The organism is Streptomyces sp. NPDC054883 (genome assembly GCF_053610645.1).
In genome coordinates, this window is record NZ_JBSGYT010000029.1 from 78,937 (window position 1) to 95,558 (window position 16,622).

General features: G+C 71.3%; 15 protein-coding genes. 8 read left to right on the forward strand and 7 right to left on the reverse strand.

Translation table 11 applies throughout. The features are described 5' to 3' along the window. Position 1: 1 nt before the first annotated feature. The 4 genes from ACWGH1_RS21860 to ACWGH1_RS21875 form a co-directional block, all read right to left on the reverse strand. Positions 2-319 (reverse strand): bifunctional 3-phenylpropionate/cinnamic acid dioxygenase ferredoxin subunit, encoded by a 318-nt coding sequence (locus ACWGH1_RS21860; RefSeq protein ID WP_361137937.1) that lies wholly within the window; start codon positions 317-319, stop codon positions 2-4. Further along, positions 319-1,497 (reverse strand): Fe-S cluster assembly protein SufD, encoded by a 1,179-nt coding sequence (gene sufD, locus ACWGH1_RS21865; protein WP_453352817.1) that lies wholly within the window; start codon positions 1,495-1,497, stop codon positions 319-321. The genes ACWGH1_RS21860 and sufD overlap by 1 nt, the downstream gene beginning before the upstream one ends. Before the next feature lie 74 nt (positions 1,498-1,571). Continuing rightward, complete coding sequence (sufB, locus tag ACWGH1_RS21870) at positions 1,572-2,987, reverse strand: Fe-S cluster assembly protein SufB (protein WP_453352818.1); 1,416 nt, start codon at positions 2,985-2,987, stop codon at positions 1,572-1,574. Then, entirely contained in the window at positions 2,984-3,742 is a 759-nt protein-coding gene (locus ACWGH1_RS21875; protein WP_453352819.1) for a helix-turn-helix transcriptional regulator, read from the reverse strand. Before ACWGH1_RS21875 ends, sufB begins: the two co-directional genes overlap by 4 nt. A 204-nt stretch (positions 3,743-3,946) precedes the next feature. On the opposite strand from ACWGH1_RS21875, the gene ACWGH1_RS21880 reads away from it, so the two are divergent. The 4 genes from ACWGH1_RS21880 to ACWGH1_RS21895 all read left to right on the forward strand — a co-directional run bounded on the left by ACWGH1_RS21880 (position 3,947) and on the right by ACWGH1_RS21895 (position 7,879). Beyond that, positions 3,947-4,873: an ABC transporter ATP-binding protein gene (locus ACWGH1_RS21880; RefSeq protein WP_453352820.1), complete on the forward strand. Its 927-nt coding sequence runs from the start codon at positions 3,947-3,949 to the stop codon at positions 4,871-4,873. After that, on the forward strand, positions 4,870-5,652 hold the full coding sequence (locus ACWGH1_RS21885) for an ABC transporter permease (protein WP_453352821.1): 783 nt from the start codon (positions 4,870-4,872) through the stop codon (positions 5,650-5,652). The genes ACWGH1_RS21880 and ACWGH1_RS21885 overlap by 4 nt, the downstream gene beginning before the upstream one ends. A gap of 84 nt (positions 5,653-5,736) precedes the next feature. Further along, complete coding sequence (locus ACWGH1_RS21890; protein ID WP_453352822.1) at positions 5,737-6,885, forward strand: hypothetical protein; 1,149 nt, start codon at positions 5,737-5,739, stop codon at positions 6,883-6,885. Between the two features lie 4 nt (positions 6,886-6,889). Continuing rightward, complete coding sequence (locus tag ACWGH1_RS21895) at positions 6,890-7,879, forward strand: COX15/CtaA family protein (protein WP_453352823.1); 990 nt, start codon at positions 6,890-6,892, stop codon at positions 7,877-7,879. Between the two features lie 15 nt (positions 7,880-7,894). Here ACWGH1_RS21895 and ACWGH1_RS21900 read toward each other — a convergent pair whose 3' ends face one another. The 3 genes from ACWGH1_RS21900 to ACWGH1_RS21910 all read right to left on the reverse strand — a co-directional run bounded on the left by ACWGH1_RS21900 (position 7,895) and on the right by ACWGH1_RS21910 (position 10,481). After that, a complete protein-coding gene (locus ACWGH1_RS21900) occupies positions 7,895-9,016 on the reverse strand; it encodes an amidohydrolase family protein (RefSeq protein WP_453408923.1) in 1,122 nt (373 codons plus the stop codon). 163 nt (positions 9,017-9,179) lie between these two features. Next, positions 9,180-9,494, reverse strand: coding sequence for a hypothetical protein (locus ACWGH1_RS21905; RefSeq protein WP_453356109.1), 315 nt, complete (start codon positions 9,492-9,494; stop codon positions 9,180-9,182). A gap of 39 nt (positions 9,495-9,533) precedes the next feature. Then, a complete protein-coding gene (locus tag ACWGH1_RS21910) occupies positions 9,534-10,481 on the reverse strand; it encodes a heme o synthase (RefSeq protein ID WP_453356110.1) in 948 nt (315 codons plus the stop codon). A gap of 272 nt (positions 10,482-10,753) precedes the next feature. Between ACWGH1_RS21910 and tkt the strand changes: the two genes are divergently transcribed. Genes tkt through opcA form a run of 4 tightly spaced genes read left to right on the forward strand, consistent with a single transcriptional unit; the run spans position 10,754 to position 16,581 of the window. Beyond that, a complete protein-coding gene (tkt, locus tag ACWGH1_RS21915) occupies positions 10,754-12,841 on the forward strand; it encodes a transketolase (RefSeq protein WP_453356111.1) in 2,088 nt (695 codons plus the stop codon). Positions 12,842-12,875: 34 nt separating this feature from the next. Beyond that, on the forward strand, positions 12,876-13,994 hold the full coding sequence (gene tal, locus ACWGH1_RS21920) for a transaldolase (RefSeq protein ID WP_453408924.1): 1,119 nt from the start codon (positions 12,876-12,878) through the stop codon (positions 13,992-13,994). A gap of 2 nt (positions 13,995-13,996) precedes the next feature. Continuing rightward, positions 13,997-15,526: a glucose-6-phosphate dehydrogenase gene (gene zwf, locus ACWGH1_RS21925; protein ID WP_453356744.1), complete on the forward strand. Its 1,530-nt coding sequence runs from the start codon at positions 13,997-13,999 to the stop codon at positions 15,524-15,526. Then, the gene (gene opcA / locus ACWGH1_RS21930; RefSeq protein WP_453356743.1) at positions 15,523-16,581 is read left to right on the forward strand and encodes a glucose-6-phosphate dehydrogenase assembly protein OpcA; all 1,059 of its coding nucleotides are present in this window, start codon (positions 15,523-15,525) and stop codon (positions 16,579-16,581) included. Before zwf ends, opcA begins: the two co-directional genes overlap by 4 nt. Positions 16,582-16,622: the final 41 nt, after the last annotated feature.

Sequence of the window (16,622 nt, forward strand, 5' to 3'; positions counted from 1 at the left end):
CTCAGGACTCCTGGGTGAGGGAGACGAGCACGTCGTCCCCTTCGATCTTTACGGGGTATACGGGGACGGGGCGCGTCGCGGGCAGGCCGGACGGCTTTCCGGTGCGCAGGTCGAAGGACGATCCGTGCAGCCAGCACTCGATCATGCAGTCCTCGACCTCGCCCTCCGAGAGGGAGACGTTCGCGTGCGAGCAGATGTCGTTGATCGCGAACACCTCGCCCTCGGCGCGGACGATGGACACCGGCGTGCCGTCGAGCTCCACCCGCTTCGGGGTGTTGTCCTCCAGCTCGCTCAGTGCGCAGGCCTTGACGTAATTCATCAGACGGAACCCTGGAGCTCGGCCTCGATCTTGGCGAGCAGGCGCTCCTCGATGTCGGGGACACCGATCTGCTGGACGAGCTCGGCGAAGAAGCCGCGCACGACCAGGCGCCGCGCCTCGTCGGCCGGGATGCCCCGGGCCTGGAGGTAGAAGAGCTGCTCGTCGTCGAACCGGCCGGTGGCGGAGGCGTGGCCGGCGCCGACGATCTCGCCGGTCTCGATCTCCAGGTTCGGCACCGAGTCGACCCGCGCGCCGTCCGTGAGGACGAGGTTGCGGTTCATCTCGTAGGTGTCGGTGCCCTCGGCGCTCTTCTGGATGAGCACGTCACCGATCCAGACGGCGTGGGCGTCCTGGCCCTGCAGCGCACCCTTGTAGACCACGTGGGACTTGCAGTGCGGGGCGTCGTGCGTGACCAGGAGGCGGTGCTCCTGGTGCTGGCCGGCGTCCGTGAAGTACAGGCCGAACAGCTCGGCCTCGCCGCCGGGGCCCGCGTAGCTGATGCGCGGGTGCAGGCGTACGACGTCGCCGCCGAAGGTGACGACGATCGACTTGTAGCTCGCGTCCCGGCCGACCAGCGCGTTGTGCTGGGAGCAGTGCACGGCGGTGTCGTCCCAGTCCTGCACCGACACGACGGTGAGCTTCGCGCCGTCGCCGACGAGGAACTCGACGTTGGCGGCGCGGACGCCGTCACCGGTGTGGTCGATGACGATGACGGCCTCGGCGAAGGCCTGCACGTCGAAGACGGTGTGACCGAAGGTGGTGCCGCCCTCGCCGTGCAGCGAGACGCGCACGGGCTCGTCCAGGACGGCCTCCTTGGGCACGGTGACGACCGTGGCCTTGGTGAAGGAGGAGAACGCCTGGGCGGCGACGCGGTCGACGGGGGCGCCGGCCTTGCCGATGCGGGCGTCATCGCGCCCGACCGACTCGATCGTGACGACGTCGGGCGCGTCGATCTGGGCCTTCATGGTGCCGTTGGCGACCGCGGTGCCGTCGTGGAGACCACGCAGGCGCGCCAGCGGGGTGAAGCGCCACTCCTCCTCGCGGCCGTGGGGGACGGGGAAGTCCGCCACGTCGAAGGACGGGGGTGCACTCATCCGGGTGGCGACGGTGGACTCTGCGGCCACCGCGATCGCGCCGGCGGTGGTCGAGCCCGCCGGGATGTTCTGAGCCTCAGCCATGGCTGTCGTGTTGCTCACTCTCTTTTAAAGCGCTGCCTGCGTCGAAGAATTGCTACGGATCCGGGTGGCCGGGATCAGCCGACCGAACCCTCCATCTGCAGCTCGATCAGCCGGTTCAGCTCCAGCGCGTACTCCATGGGCAGCTCACGCGCGATGGGCTCGACGAAGCCGCGCACGATCATGGCCATGGCCTCGAACTCCGTCAGACCGCGGCTCATCAGGTAGAAGAGCTGGTCGTCGGAGACCTTGGAGACGGTGGCCTCGTGGCCCATGGAGACGTCGTCCTCGCGCACGTCCACGTAGGGGTACGTGTCCGAGCGGGAGATCGTGTCGACCAGCAGCGCGTCGCACAGCACGTTGGACTTGGAGCCGTACGCGCCCTCGCCGATCTCGACCAGGCCGCGGTAGGAGGTGCGGCCGCCGCCTCGCGCCACCGACTTGGAGACGATGTTGGAGGAGGTGTGCGGCGCCATGTGGACCATCTTGGAGCCGGCGTCCTGGTGCTGGCCCTCGCCCGCGAAGGCGATGGACAGGGTCTCGCCCTTGGCGTGCTCGCCCATCAGGTAGACGGCCGGGTACTTCATGGTGACCTTGGAGCCGATGTTGCCGTCGACCCACTCCATGGTCGCGCCCTCGTACGCCACGGCGCGCTTGGTGACCAGGTTGTAGACGTTGTTCGACCAGTTCTGGATGGTCGTGTAGCGGCAGCGGCCGCCCTTCTTGACGATGATCTCGACCACGGCGCTGTGCAGCGAGTCCGAGGAGTAGATCGGGGCGGTGCAGCCCTCGACGTAGTGGACGTACGCGTCCTCGTCCACGATGATCAGCGTCCGCTCGAACTGGCCCATGTTCTCCGTGTTGATGCGGAAGTAGGCCTGGAGCGGGATGTCGACCTTGACGCCCTTGGGGACGTAGATGAACGAGCCGCCCGACCACACGGCGGTGTTCAGGGACGCGAACTTGTTGTCGCCGACCGGGATGACCGTGCCGAAGTACTCCTGGAAGAGCTCCGGGTGCTCCTTGAGCGCGGTGTCCGTGTCGAGGAAGATGACGCCCTGCTCCTCCAGGTCCTCGCGGATCTGGTGGTAGACGACCTCGGACTCGTACTGGGCCGCGACACCGGCGACGAGGCGCTGCTTCTCCGCCTCGGGGATGCCGAGCTTGTCGTACGTGTTCTTGATGTCCTGCGGCAGGTCCTCCCAGGAAGCGGCCTGCTTCTCGGTGGAGCGCACGAAGTACTTGATGTTGTCGAAGTCGATGCCGGAGAGGTCGGAGCCCCAGTTCGGCATGGGCTTCTTGCCGAACAGCTTGAGGCCCTTGAGGCGGAGGTTCAGCATCCACTCCGGCTCGGACTTCTTGGCGGAGATGTCGCGGACGACTTCTTCGGACAGACCCCGCTTGGCAGCCGCACCGGCCGCGTCGGAGTCGGCCCAGCCGTATTCGTAGGTGCCCAGGCCATCGAGCTCAGGGTGAGCAGTCTCCGTGGTCATGCGGGGTTCCTCCCGGCCGTGCTTGCAGATACTGATGTGTCGGTCTGTGCGGCGCCCGTGGCGCCGGCGCTTCCGCTTCGCGGAATGAACGTCGTGCACACCCCGTCGCCGTGGGCGATGGTGGCGAGTCGCTGCACATGTGTCCCGAGCAGGCGGGAGAAGACCTCGGTCTCCGCCTCGCAGAGCTGCGGGAACTGCTCGGCTACGTGGGCCACCGGGCAGTGGTGCTGGCAGAGCTGTTCACCGCTGTGCGGACCGGGAGCGCTCTTCGCCGTAGCAGCGTACCCGTCCGCGGTCAACGCCTTGGCCAGGGCCCCGGCGCGGTCCTCGGGGGCCGCCGCGTCGAGGGACTCCCGGTAGGTCTCCGCCTGTGCGGCCATGCGCGCCCTCGCGAAGGCGGCGACGGCCGCCTCTCCCTGCTCGCCCCCGCCGGCGGCCTGCGCGATCCAGCGCATGGCGTCCACCGCGAGCGAGTCGTAGGACTGGTCGAAGGCGTCGCGGCCGCAGTCGGTGAGCGCGAAGACCTTGGCGGGCCGGCCCCGGGTGCGCGCCCCGTAGACGCGCTGCGCGCGGGGTGCGACCACGTCGTCCGCGACGAGTGCGTCGAGGTGACGGCGCACGGCGGCCTGGGTGAGGCCGAGGCGCTGTGCGAGGTCGGCGACGGTGGACGGACCGTGGTCCAGGATGGAGCGCGCGACCCGGTCGCGGGTTGACCGCTCCCCGGTTGCGAGCTCCCCCTGAGGGGTCTCGATCATCCGTTCGCCGTATTTCACAACGCCATTGTTGCGTAATTAGCCGAGACCAGACAAGCCGTGACGGACGCCACTCCTGGTGTCCTCCATCACTAAGGGTTACCTTATTTACTTAAAAGATCACCGAAAGCCGCACGTGAGAGCGAGTTCCGGCCCCCTACACCCCACGGCCCGGGGGGCCGTCCGGCCCTCCGTAGACTCACCCGCATGAGTAACGACCCCGCCGTGGAGATCCGCGGACTGGTGAAGCGGTACGGCCCGAAGACCGCGGTGGACGGCCTCGACCTCACCGTCCGCAGGGCCTCGGTCACCGCCGTCCTCGGCCCCAACGGCGCGGGGAAGACCACCACCGTGGAGACCTGCGAGGGCTACCTCCGTCCCGATGCCGGCACCGTACGCGTCCTCGGCCTCGACCCGGTCGCGCAGGCCCCGGCCCTGCGCCCGCGGATAGGTGTGATGCTCCAGTCCGGCGGCGTCTACTCCGGCGCCCGCGCCGTGGAGATGCTGCGCCACATGGCCGGGCTCTACGCCGATCCGCTCGACGTCGCCACCCTGGTGGAACGCCTCGGCCTCGGCGGCTGCGGGCGCACCCCCTACCGCCGGCTCTCCGGCGGCCAGCAGCAGCGGCTGGCCCTGGCCATGGCCGTCGTGGGCCGCCCCGAGCTGGTCTTCCTGGACGAGCCCACCGCCGGCCTCGACCCGCAGGCCCGCCGCGCCACCTGGGACCTCGTGCGGGAACTGCGCGCCGACGGCGTCAGCGTCGTACTCACCACCCACCACATGGACGAGGCCGAACAGCTGGCCGACGAGGTCGCCATCGTCGACGCGGGCAAGGTCATCGCCCACGGCAGCCCCGAGCTGCTGTGCCGCGGCGGCGCCGAGAACACCCTGCGCTTCACCGGCCGCCCCGCCCTCGACCTGGCCTCGCTGCTGAAAGCACTGCCCGACGGCACCCAGGCCGCCGAGCTCGGCCCGGGCGTCTACCGGGTCACCGGCGAGGTCGACCCGCAGCTGCTGGCGACCGTCGCCTCCTGGTGCGCGCAGAACGGGGTGCTGCCGGACAGCCTCACCGTGGAGCGGCACACCCTCGAAGACGTCTTCTTGGAACTCACGGGCAAGGAGCTGCGCGCATGAGCGCCGGTACGTTCACCCCCCGGCCGGGGGCCGCGCCACTCTCCCGGATGATCCGGTCGCAGACCGCGCTGGAGACGCGGATGCTGCTGCGCAACGGCGAGCAGCTGCTGCTGACAGTGATCATCCCGGCGCTGCTGCTGGTGCTGTTCTCGGCCGTGGACATCGTCGACGTGCCGGTTTCCGAGGGGGGAACCGGCAAGTCCGTCGACTTCCTCGCGCCCGGTGTCCTCGCACTCGCCGTGCTGTCCACCGCCTTCACCGGCCAGGCCATCGCCACCGGCTTCGACCGGCGCTACGGGGTGCTCAAGCGGCTCGGCGCCTCCCCGCTGCCGCGCCGCGCGCTGATGGCCGCCAAGACCCTGTCGGTGCTGGTCACCGAGGTGCTCCAGGTGGCCCTGCTCACGGCGATCGCCCTGGCACTGGGCTGGTCGCCGCACGGCAACCCGCTCGCGGTCGCCGCGCTGCTGCTGCTGGGCACCGCCGCCTTCTCCGGGCTCGGGCTGCTGATGGCGGGCACGCTCAAGGCCGAGGCGACCCTGGCCGCCGCGAACCTGGTGTTCCTGCTGCTGCTGGTCGGCGGCGGGGTGATCGTGCCGCTGGACAAGTTCCCGGGCGCGGTGCGCTCCGTACTGGAACTGCTGCCCATCTCGGCGCTGTCCGACGGGTTGCGCGAGGTGCTCCAGCACGGGGCGGCGATGCCGTGGGGCGACGCGGCCGTGCTGGCCTGCTGGGCGGTACTGGGCCTGGGCGCCGCGGCCCGCTTCTTCCGCTGGGAGTGAATACCCGCTCCCGTTCGTTGTCCCGGCGGGAGGATGGGCGCCGCCGCACATCGGCGACGCACACCAGGACATCGGGAGCGGGGCATGGGACAGCGCGAAGCCGTTCTGCGGCTGGACCGGCAGTGGGCCAGGATCCGCTCGGGGGCCGCGCAGGCCGGGCCCGGCGAGAGCGACCGGCTGCTCGCCGAGCTGATCGGCGCGCTGCGCGAGCCCGCCCGGACCGATGCCGAATGCGCCGCGCGGCTGGGCCTGCGCCTGGGTGACCTGGCGGCCCGCCGGTTCGCCGCCGGGGACCGGGCGGGGGCCCTGTCCGCCGTCGAGGAAGCGCTGCGGCACGCGCGGGACGCGGCCGGGCACGACCCCGAGTACGCCCGCTGGTACGCCCGGGCGCTGATCAATCAGGGCGTCTGGCTGGCCTGGCCGCTGAGCGACGGGGACCGGCTGCCCCGCTACCCGCTCGGCGCGGCCGCGGAGAACGGCCCGAGTCCCATGGAACGAGCGGCCGGTGAGCGCGCCCGTGACGTGACCCGGGCCGCCGTGGAGGTCTGGGCGGGCCTCGACCAGCGCGAGCCCGTCAACCGGCGCGGTCTGGCGCAGGCCAAGGTTTTCCTCGGGGACCGCCTCGCCGAGCTGGGCTCCGCCGAGGACGCGGTGGCCTGGGCGGTGGACGCGGAGGCCGGGTTCCGCCGGATCCTGCTCTCCGCGCCGGGCTCGGAGGAGGCGCAGGAGGCGGCGGAGGAGGCCGAGGCCGCCCTCGACCACATCGGCCGCCAGCTGGAGCTGCGGCTGCGCCACCTGTCCTTCGACTCCCTGGCCGGTCTGCGCGCCGGCGGCCTGCTGCCCGAGCGCCTGCTGCCCCAGGCCGTGGTGGCCGCCCGGATCCAGGGCGCCCCGGAACCCGGGATCGCGGCCCGGCTGGGGCTGGAGCCCGAGCAGGTGGCCACGATGCTGGAGGTCACCCCCTGGCTCGCGGTGTGGCGCATCGAGGTGCGCGGGCCCGACGGGCTGTGGACCGTACCGGACCGCCCCTGGCACGGCGCGTCCGAGGTCCGCGACCGGACGGCGGAGGAGGTGGCTGCCGAGCTGATCCGCGGCTTCCTGGCATCGCCGCAGTACCCGGGCGACGAGGGCTTCTGGCGCGTCCGGGTGTGGTGGCACGAGGAGGGCGACCCGGCGGCGGCAAAGTACCGCCTGGTCATCGGCCCCGACGCACCCATGGGCACCCCCTCGTGAAACTTTGCACAAGGCGCGGCCTACGATAGGGGCCGTGTTGAACCCCCTCGCCTTCCTCGCCAGCCGCTGGACTCCGTCACCCCGGACCGTCCGGCGGGCCGCGTTCGCCGCGCTCCTCATGAGCGTGGCCATCGTCGTCACCGGCGGCGCGGTGCGGCTGACCGGATCCGGTCTCGGCTGCGACACCTGGCCCAAGTGCACCGGCGACAGCCTGATCGTCACCCAGGAACAGGGATTCCACGGGGCGGTCGAGTTCGGCAACCGCATGCTGACGTACGTGCTCTGCGCGGCGGTCGGCTGGTGCATCCTGGCCGCCCGCTCCGCCACGCCGTGGCGCCGTTCGCTGACCAGGCTCGGCTGGCTGCAGTTCGCCCTCGTGATGGGCAACGCGGTCCTCGGCGGCATCACCGTGCTGACCGGGCTGAACCCGTACAGCGTGGCCGGGCACTTCCTGCTCGCCACCTCGCTGCTCACGGTCACCACCGTCACCTGGCAGCGCACCGGCGAGGGCGACCGCGCCCCCCGGCCCCGGGTACCCGTTCCGGTGCGCAGGCTCGCCTGGGCGCTGGTCGCGGCGACCCTGGTGCTGATCGCCGCGGGCACGGTGGTCACCGGTTCCGGCCCGCACGCGGGTGACAGCAGCGAGATCAAGCGGATGCCGTTCGACTGGGCGGCCACCGCGCACGTCCACGCCGTCGCCGCCTGGGTGGTGTGCGCGCTCGCGCTCGCGGTGTGGCTGGTGCTGCGGGTGGCGGACGCCCCGCTCGACACCCGGGCGCGCGCCCGGGACCTGCTGGTCGTACTGCTCGCCCAGGGCGCCGTCGGCTACGTCCAGTTCTTCACCCATGTGCCCGAGGTGCTGGTCGCCGTGCACATGCTCGGCTCCTGCCTGGTGTGGATCGCGGTCCTGCGCGTGGTGCTGAGCCTGCGCGAGCGGCCGGTGGAGCGGGCGGGCATCCCCGCCCAGGGCGACAGCCAGCTCTCCGCCGTCTGAGCCGCGCGAGCGGGGTCAGGCCCGCTCGTCCAGCCGGTAGACGCGGCGGGCGTTGCCCGCCGCGATCATCGCCGCGACCCGGTTCGCGTCCCGCCAGGACCAGGCGCCGTCGCCGACCCAGCCGAGCAGCACCCGGCCCAGCGCCTCGCGGAACACCAGGGCGCCCACCGCGTGCAGCTCGGGCAGCCGCCGGCCGCCGCTGGAGTACAGCAGCTTCCCGAACGGTGCGAGCTCCAGCAGCTCGGCCAGTACGGAGGCCGCCCCCGCGCCGGTCCGCGCCAGCAGCGGCCCCAGATCGGCGTGTACGTGCGGGAACGCCTCGGCCAGCCGGGCGGCGCCGCGGTGGTGCGGGTAGCCGCCGAGCAGCACCAGCGGGGCGCCGAGGCCCGAGGTGGCCCGTACGAAGCCGGTCAGCAGCGCGGGGTCGGCGTGCTCGGGCCGCTGCCCCGGCTCCCCCGCGCCGGTGTGCAGCTGGATCGGCAGCCCGGTCGCCACGGCGCTCCACAGCAGGTGCCGCAGGAGGACGGGGTCGCGTACGCTCCCGCCCTTGGCGCGGCCGGCCAGCCATCGCCCGGCGGCCCCGCGCACCTCGTCCGGGCCGGGCGGCCCGGGTGCTTGGGCCAGCACGGCGGGGTAGCGGGCGTCGTCCCCGCAGCTGAAGGCGACGGCCCCGGCGGCCGCGTGGTGGACGGCTCCGGCGAGGTTGGCGAGGAAGGCGGCGACGGTCCCGGAGGTATCGGCGACCTGCTCGGCCAGCGGCTCCAGCCGGACGACCTCGAAGGCCTCGGCGTCACCGGCGCGGGCCAGCTCCTTGGGGGCGGTGAGGTCGCCGGCCGCTCCCGTGTCGACGAGGTAGGCGCCGACCCCCGCGCCCCGCAGCAGCCGCCGCCCGGCCTCGGCGACGCCGAGCTCGCGCCGCCGGGCGAGGTAGCGGGCGGGCGTGCAGTGCGGTTCGAGCCCCAACAGCGGCGGGCACCAGCGGCGCACGGCGAAGCCGGTCTGCGTGTCGAAGAAGGTGGTGCCCGCGGCGGGCGGGCCGGCCGAGCGGACCAGCTGGGCCTCGAAGGTGCCGAGGCCGAGCTCCGTGCGGAGCACTCCCTGGCAGTACTGGTCCACCAGGGGCGGCGTTTCGATCATCCGGGCATCCCGTTGCGGACGTGAGGAAGCGGCTTCCACACGTCCTAACGGGTGAGCGGCGCACCAGGTGTTGCTCGCGCGCTTGACCGAGCCGCCCCCCTCGCGGTCCGCGGGGGGCAGCCCCTTGCCCGACCGAAGCCGGCGGAGCCGAACCGAGCCCCGATCAGAGCTGGATCCCGGCCATCCGCGACCATTCGTACGGGCCGGTCTTCACCCGGGCGGCGAACTCGCCGTCGAACTCCTCGTGGAGGGTCAGGCCCGCCTTCTCGGCAGCCTGCTCGGCCACCGCGTAGGTCGGGGCCACCAGGTCGCCCCAGCCGCCGTCCGCGCCGACGAGCACGATCCGGGTGCCGGCCTGGCCGATGTGCGAGAGCTGTCCCTCGGCGCCGCCGTGCCGCCCGGCGAAGGCGCCGATCTGCTTGGCCAGCTTCGCGGCCTTGCGGTCCTGCTTCTTGGTGTCTGCGGTGGTGTCTGCCATGGACGGCATGCTACCGGCGGGTAATGGAGGGAGGAAGTGTCAGCGGAGGAAGGGATCCACGGCCACGGCGACGAAGAGCAGCGACACGTAGGTGATCGACCAGTGGAACAGCCGCATCTCCTTGAGCTTCGCGCCCGTCACCCCGGCCTTGGCCCGCGCGTTCAGCGCGTGCGCCTCCCACAGCCACCAGCCGCCCGCCAGCAGCGCGACCGAGGTGTAGAACCAGCCCGTGTAGCCCAGCGGCGTCAGCAGCAGCGAGACGGCGACCATCACCCAGCTGTAGAGGACGATCTGACGGGCGACGACCTGGTTGCCCGCGACGACCGGCAGCATCGGCACGCCGACCCGCGCGTAGTCGTCCTTGACCTTCATCGACAGCGGCCAGTAGTGCGGCGGCGTCCAGAAGAAGATGACGAGGAAGAGGATGACCGCGGCCCAGGAGACCTCGTTCTTCACCGCCGACCAGCCGATGAGCACCGGCATGCAGCCCGCGATGCCGCCCCAGACGATGTTCTGGGCGGTGCGCCGCTTCAGCAGCATCGTGTAGACGACGACGTAGAAGAGGAGGGCGCCGAGCGAGAGCGCGGCCGACAGCCAGTTGATCAGCAGCCCGAAGAACAGCGTCGACAGGACGCCGAGGGTGATGCCGAAGACCAGGCACTCGCGCGGGCTCACCATGCCGGTCACCAACGGGCGCTGCGACGTACGGTCCATCAGCGCGTCGATGTCGCGGTCGATGTACATGTTCAGCGCGTTGGCACCGCCGGCCGACAGGTAGCCGCCGAAGCAGGTCGCGAGGACCAGCCACAAGGACGGCACGCCCTGTTCGGCGAGGAACATCACCGGCACTGTGGTGATCAGCAGAAGTTCGATGATCCGCGGCTTGGTCAAAGCCACGAAAGCCATGACCCTGGCCCCGAACGGCCGGTGACCGGGAGGGGTCCCGAGCACCCCCGCTGGACGGGATTCGACGGCCGTCACGCACACCCCTGACAGAGAATTCAGCGAGCCGCGGACAAGGGGCCCGGCAAGGCTCGCACGTACCACGCCACTCTAGACGTTGCCCTCACCCGGCCCGGCCCCGGGGTCGCCTCGTGTTGGGCCGATCGGCCCGAGCGCAGGTGAACACCAGTCGGCGACCCGGCGACGCACTACCGGCACTCGAATAGTGGCACGCCGTCTCGGGGGTAGGCTCGGAATCGCGCCGGTGCACCGTTCGTCACCGGGAAACAACATGTGGAGAGGAGCCCTGACTCACGGTGAGCACCAAGCCGACCACCACAGAGCTCGAGTGGACCGAACTGGACCAGCGGGCCGTCGACACCGCCCGCATCCTGGCCGCGGACGCGGTCCAGAAGGTCGGGAACGGCCACCCCGGAACGGCGATGAGCCTGGCCCCCGCCGCGTACACCTTGTTCCAGAAGGTCATGCGGCACGACCCGGCGGACCCCCAGTGGGTCGGCCGCGACCGTTTCGTGCTCTCCGCGGGCCACTCGTCCCTCACCCTTTACACCCAGCTCTACTTCGGCGGCTTCGGCCTGGAGCTGGACGACCTCAAGGCGTTCCGCACCTGGGGTTCCAAGACCCCCGGTCACCCGGAGTACGGCCACACGCCCGGCGTCGAGACCACGACCGGCCCGCTCGGCCAGGGCGTCGCCAACGCGGTGGGCATGGCCATGGCCGCCCGCTACGAGCGCGGTCTCTTCGACCCGGAGGCCGCCCCGGGCACCTCCCCGTTCGACCACATGGTCTACGCGATCGCCGGTGACGGCTGCCTCCAGGAGGGCATCTCCGCCGAGGCGTCCTCGCTGGCCGGCCACCAGAAGCTCGGCAACCTGGTGCTGCTGTGGGACGACAACCACATCTCCATCGAGGGCGACACGGAGACGGCCGTCTCCGAGGACACCCTGAAGCGCTACGAGGCGTACGGCTGGCACGTCCAGCGCGTTGCCCCCAAGGAGAACGGCGACCTCGACCCGAAGGCGCTGTTCGAGGCCCTCAAGGCGGCGAAGGCCGAGACCCTGCGTCCGTCCTTCATCGCCATGCGCTCGATCATCGCCTGGCCGGCCCCGCACGCCCAGGGCACCGAGGCCGCGCACGGCTCGGCCCTCGGTGACGACGAGGTCGCCGCCACCAAGCGCGTCCTCGGCTTCGACCCGGAGAAGGCCTTCGAGGTCTCCGACGAGGTCATCGCGCACACCCGCAAGGCGCTGGACCGCGGCCGCGAGGCCAAGGCCGCCTGGGAGAAGGACTTCTCCGCCTGGCGCACCGCCAACCCCGAGCGCGCCGCCGAGTTCGACCGCATCGAGGCCAACGAGCTGCCCGCGGGCTGGGAGGACAAGCTCCCCGTCTTCGAGTCCGGCAAGGGCGTCGCCACCCGCGCGGCCTCCGGCAAGGTGCTCCAGGCGCTCGGCCCGGTCATCCCGGAGCTGTGGGGCGGCTCGGCCGACCTGGCCGGCTCCAACAACACCACCATCGACAAGAACTCCTCGTTCCTGCCGGAGGGCAACCCGCTGCCGGAGGCCGACCCGTACGGCCGCACCATCCACTTCGGCATCCGCGAGCACGCCATGGCCGCGTCCATGAACGGCATCGCGCTGCACGGCCACACCCGCATCTACGGCGGCACCTTCCTGGTGTTCTCCGACTACATGCGCAACGCCGTACGGCTGTCGGCGCTGATGCACGTGCCGGTCACCTACGTGTGGACGCACGACTCCATCGGCCTCGGCGAGGACGGCCCGACCCACCAGCCGGTCGAGCACCTCGCCTCGCTGCGCGCCATCCCGGGCCTGAACGTGGTCCGTCCGGCCGACGCGAACGAGACCGTCGTCGCCTGGCGCGAGATCCTGCGCCGCCACACCAAGGTGTTCGGCAAGGGCGCCCCGCACGGCCTGGCGCTGACCCGGCAGGGCGTGCCGACGTACGAGCTCAACGACGACGCCGCCAAGGGCGGGTACGTGCTGTTCGAGGCGGAGGGCGGTGCGCCCGAGGTCGTCCTCATCGGCACCGGCTCCGAGGTGCAGCTCGCCGTGGGCGCCCGCGAGGCGCTGCAGGCCGAGGGCATCCCGACCCGCGTGGTCTCGATGCCGTCCGTCGAGTGGTTCGAGGAGCAGGACCAGGCGTACAAGGACGGCGTCCTGCCGCCGTCCGTGCGGGCCCGTGTCGCGGTCGAGGCGGGCATCGGCCTGACCTGGCACCGCTACGTGGGTGACGCGGGCCGCATCGTGTCGCTGGAGCACTTCGGTGCCTCGGCCGACGCGAAGGTGCTGTTCCGTGAGTTCGGCTTCACCCCCGAGGCCGTGGCCGCCGCCGCCCGGGAATCCATCGCAGCCGCCGCGCGCTGACGCCCGTATCCGACCAGTAGGAGATGCAATTCCCATGACAGACGCACTCAAGCGCCTCTCCGACGAGGGCGTGGCGATCTGGCTGGACGACCTGTCCCGCAAGCGCATTACGTCCGGCAACCTCGCCGAGCTGATCGACCAGCAGCACGTGGTCGGTGTCACCACCAACCCGTCGATCTTCCAGAAGGCGATCAGCCAGGGCGACGGCTACGACCAGCAGCTCTCCGACCTCGCCGCCCGCAAGGTGACCGTCGAGGAAGCCATCCGCATGATCACCACGGCGGACGTCCGCGACGCCGCCGACATCCTGCGGCCGGTCTTCGACGCGACCGAGGGCCAGGACGGCCGGGTCTCGATCGAGGTCGACCCGCGGCTCGCCCACAACACGAAGGCGACCGTCGCCGAGGCCAAGCAGCTGGCCTGGCTGGTGGACCGCCCGAACACCCTGATCAAGATCCCGGCGACCATGGGCGGCCTGCCCGCGATCACCGAGGTCATCGGCCGGGGCATCAGCGTCAACGTGACCCTGATCTTCTCGCTGGAGCGCTACCGCCAGGTCATGGACGCCTACCTGGCGGGCCTGGAGAAGGCCAAGGCCGCGGGCCTTGACCTGTCCAAGATCCACTCGGTGGCCTCCTTCTTCGTGTCCCGCGTGGACACCGAGATCGACAAGCGGCTGGACGGCATCGGCACCGCCGAGGCGAAGGCCCTCAAGGGCAAGGCGGCGCTCGCCAACGCCCGGCTGGCCTACCAGGCGTACGAGGAGGTCTTCTCCTCCGAGCGCTGGGCCGCCCTGGACAGGGCGCACGCCAACAAGCAGCGTCCGCTGTGGGCCTCGACCGGCGTGAAGGACCCGGCGTACAAGGACACCATGTACGTGGTGGACCTGGTCGCTCCCGGCACCGTCAACACCATGCCGGAAGCCACCCTGGAGGCGACCGCCGACCACGGTGAGGTCACCGGCGACACCATCCGCGGCACCTACGAGCAGGCCCGCGCCGAGCTCGACGCGGTCGCGAAGCTGGGCATCTCCTACGACGAGGTGGTGCAGCTGCTCGAGGAGGAAGGCGTCGAGAAGTTCGAGGCGTCGTGGAACGACCTGCTGAAGTCGACCCAGGCGGAGCTCGAGCGCCTCGCCCCCGCGGAGGACTGAGTATTTTGTCGGTGAACGGAGCGAACCCGCTTCGTGACGCACAGGACCGGCGGCTCCCGCGCATCGCGGGGCCGTCCGGCCTGGTCATTTTCGGCGTTACGGGCGACCTGTCGCGCAAGAAGCTCATGCCCGCCGTCTACGACCTCGCGAACCGCGGCCTGCTGCCCCCGGGTTTCTCGCTGATCGGGTTCGCCCGTCGCGAGTGGCAGGACGAGGACTTCGCCCACGAGGTGTACGAGGCCGTCAAGCAGCACTCGCGCACGCCCTTCCGCGAAGAGGTCTGGCAGCAGCTGGTCCAGGGCTGCCGCTTCGTCCAGGGCGAGTTCGACGACGACGCGGCCTTCGAGACCCTCAAGGCCACGATCGAGGAACTCGACAAGGCGCAGGGCACGGGCGGCAACTTCGCCTTCTACCTGTCGGTCCCGCCCAAGTTCTTCCCCAAGGTGGTCCAGCAGCTCAAGGACCACGGTCTGGCGCAGAAGGAGGGTTCCTGGCGGCGCGCCGTCATCGAGAAGCCCTTCGGCCACGACCTCAAGAGCGCCGAGGAACTCAACAAGGTCGTCCACGAGGTCTTCCCCCGTGACGAGGTCTTCCGGATCGACCACTACCTCGGCAAGGAGACCGTCCAGAACATCCTGGCGCTCCGCTTCGCCAACACCATGTTCGAGCCGATCTGGAACCGGTCGTACGTCGACCACGTGCAGATCACGATGGCCGAGGACATCGGCATCGGCGGCCGGGCCGGTTACTACGACGGCATCGGCGCGGCCCGCGACGTCATCCAGAACCACCTGCTCCAGCTGCTGGCGCTCACGGCGATGGAGGAGCCCGGCTCCTTCCACCCCAAGGCGCTGGTGGCCGAGAAGCTCAAGGTGCTGACCGCCGTGGAGCTGCCGGAGGACCTGGGCAAGCACACCGTGCGCGGCCAGTACTCGGCGGCGTGGCAGGGCGGCGAGAAGGTCGTCGGGTACCTCGAAGAGGACGGCATCGACCCCAACTCGAAGACCGACACCTACGCGGCGATCCGGCTGGAGATCAACAACCGCCGCTGGGCGGGCGTCCCGTTCTACCTGCGCACCGGCAAGCGCCTGGGCCGCCGGGTGACCGAGATCGCGGTCGTCTTCAAGCGGGCCCCGTACCTGCCGTTCGAGTCGGGCGCGACCGAGGAGCTGGGGCAGAACGCCCTGGTCATCCGGGTCCAGCCGGACGAGGGCGTGACCGTGCGTTTCGGCTCGAAGGTTCCGGGCACCTCCATGGAGGTCCGCGACGTGACGATGGACTTCGCGTACGGCGAGTCCTTCACCGAGTCCAGCCCCGAGGCGTACGAGCGGCTGATCCTCGATGTCCTGCTGGGTGACGCGAACCTCTTCCCGCGCCACCAGGAGGTCGAGCTGTCCTGGAACATCCTCGACCCGATCGAGGAGTACTGGGACAAGCACGGGAAGCCCGCCCAGTACCCGGCGGGTACCTGGGGGCCGGTCGAGGCGGACGAGATGCTCGCACGAGACGGACGGAGCTGGCGCCGGCCATGAAGATCGACCTAACGGAGACCACCTCCAGCAAGATCAACGCCGCGTTGGTGCAGGCGCGCCGGGACATCGGCACGCCGGCCATCGGCATGGTCCTCACGCTGGTGATCGTGACCGACGAGGAGAACGCGTACGACGCGCTCAAATCGGCGAACGACGCGTCCCACGAACACCCTTCGCGGATCATCGTCGTGGTCAGGCGGGTCAGCCGCTCCCCCCGCAGCCGTCGCGACGCCCGGCTCGACGCGGAGCTCCGCGTCGGGGCGGACTCGGGCACCGGCGAAACGGTGGTGCTGCGCCTGCACGGTGAACTGGTCCACCACGCCCAGTCGGTGGTTCTCCCGCTCCTCCTGCCCGACGCCCCCGTGGTCGTCTGGTGGCCGGAGGGGGCTCCGACGGACCTGGCGGGCGACCCGCTCGGTGCGCTCGCTCAGCGTCGGATCGCGGACACCTACTCCTCCGAGGATCCCATCGGCGCCCTCGGCGCCCGGGCGGAGGCGTACGCACCGGGTGACACGGACCTGTCCTGGACCCGGATCACGCCCTGGCGCTCGATGCTGGCCGCCGCGCTGGACCAGCAGACGGTGTCGGTCGTCTCCGCCACGGTGGAGGGCGAGGACGAGAACCCGAGCTGCGAGCTGCTCGCCATGTGGCTCGCGGACCGGCTGGACGTGCCGGTGGCGCGCACGCTGTCCCAGGGCCCGGGTCTGACCGCCGTCCGGCTGGAGACCAAGGACGGCCAGATCGTCCTGGACCGCGCGGACGGCGCCCTGGCGACGCTGTGCATGCCGGGTCAGCCCGACCGGTCCGTGGCGCTCAAGCGCCGCGAGACGGCCGAGCTGCTGGCGGAGGAGCTGCGTCGGCTGGACCCGGACAACACGTACGAGTCCTCGCTGAAGTTCGGCGTGGGCCGGCTGGAGGCTGCCGCCCCGGCGGCCGCGACCCCGGCGGCCGAGGCTCCGACGGCCGACGAGGAGGCCCCCGCCGTGGCGGCCCCCGCCCCGGCGGCGAAGCCGGCCGCCAAGTCCGCGGCGAAGAAGGCCACGGCCAAGCAGTGACGTTCCACGGCCGCCGGCCGGACCCCCGTGCGGGGTCCGGC

Excerpts from the sequence above, each read along its gene's own strand:
- ACWGH1_RS21860 (WP_361137937.1), bottom strand. The coding sequence starts at position 319 with ATGAATTACGTCAAGGCCTGCGCACTGAGCGAGCTGGAGGACAACACC.
- sufD (WP_453352817.1), bottom strand. The coding sequence starts at position 1,497 with ATGGCTGAGGCTCAGAACATCCCGGCGGGCTCGACCACCGCCGGCGCG.
- sufB (WP_453352818.1), bottom strand. The coding sequence starts at position 2,987 with ATGACCACGGAGACTGCTCACCCTGAGCTCGATGGCCTGGGCACCTAC.
- ACWGH1_RS21875 (WP_453352819.1), bottom strand. The coding sequence starts at position 3,742 with ATGATCGAGACCCCTCAGGGGGAGCTCGCAACCGGGGAGCGGTCAACC.
- ACWGH1_RS21880 (WP_453352820.1), top strand. The coding sequence starts at position 3,947 with ATGAGTAACGACCCCGCCGTGGAGATCCGCGGACTGGTGAAGCGGTAC.
- ACWGH1_RS21885 (WP_453352821.1), top strand. The coding sequence starts at position 4,870 with ATGAGCGCCGGTACGTTCACCCCCCGGCCGGGGGCCGCGCCACTCTCC.
- ACWGH1_RS21890 (WP_453352822.1), top strand. The coding sequence starts at position 5,737 with ATGGGACAGCGCGAAGCCGTTCTGCGGCTGGACCGGCAGTGGGCCAGG.
- ACWGH1_RS21900 (WP_453408923.1), bottom strand. The coding sequence starts at position 9,016 with ATGATCGAAACGCCGCCCCTGGTGGACCAGTACTGCCAGGGAGTGCTC.
- ACWGH1_RS21905 (WP_453356109.1), bottom strand. The coding sequence starts at position 9,494 with ATGGCAGACACCACCGCAGACACCAAGAAGCAGGACCGCAAGGCCGCG.
- tal (WP_453408924.1), top strand. The coding sequence starts at position 12,876 with ATGACAGACGCACTCAAGCGCCTCTCCGACGAGGGCGTGGCGATCTGG.
- opcA (WP_453356743.1), top strand. The coding sequence starts at position 15,523 with ATGAAGATCGACCTAACGGAGACCACCTCCAGCAAGATCAACGCCGCG.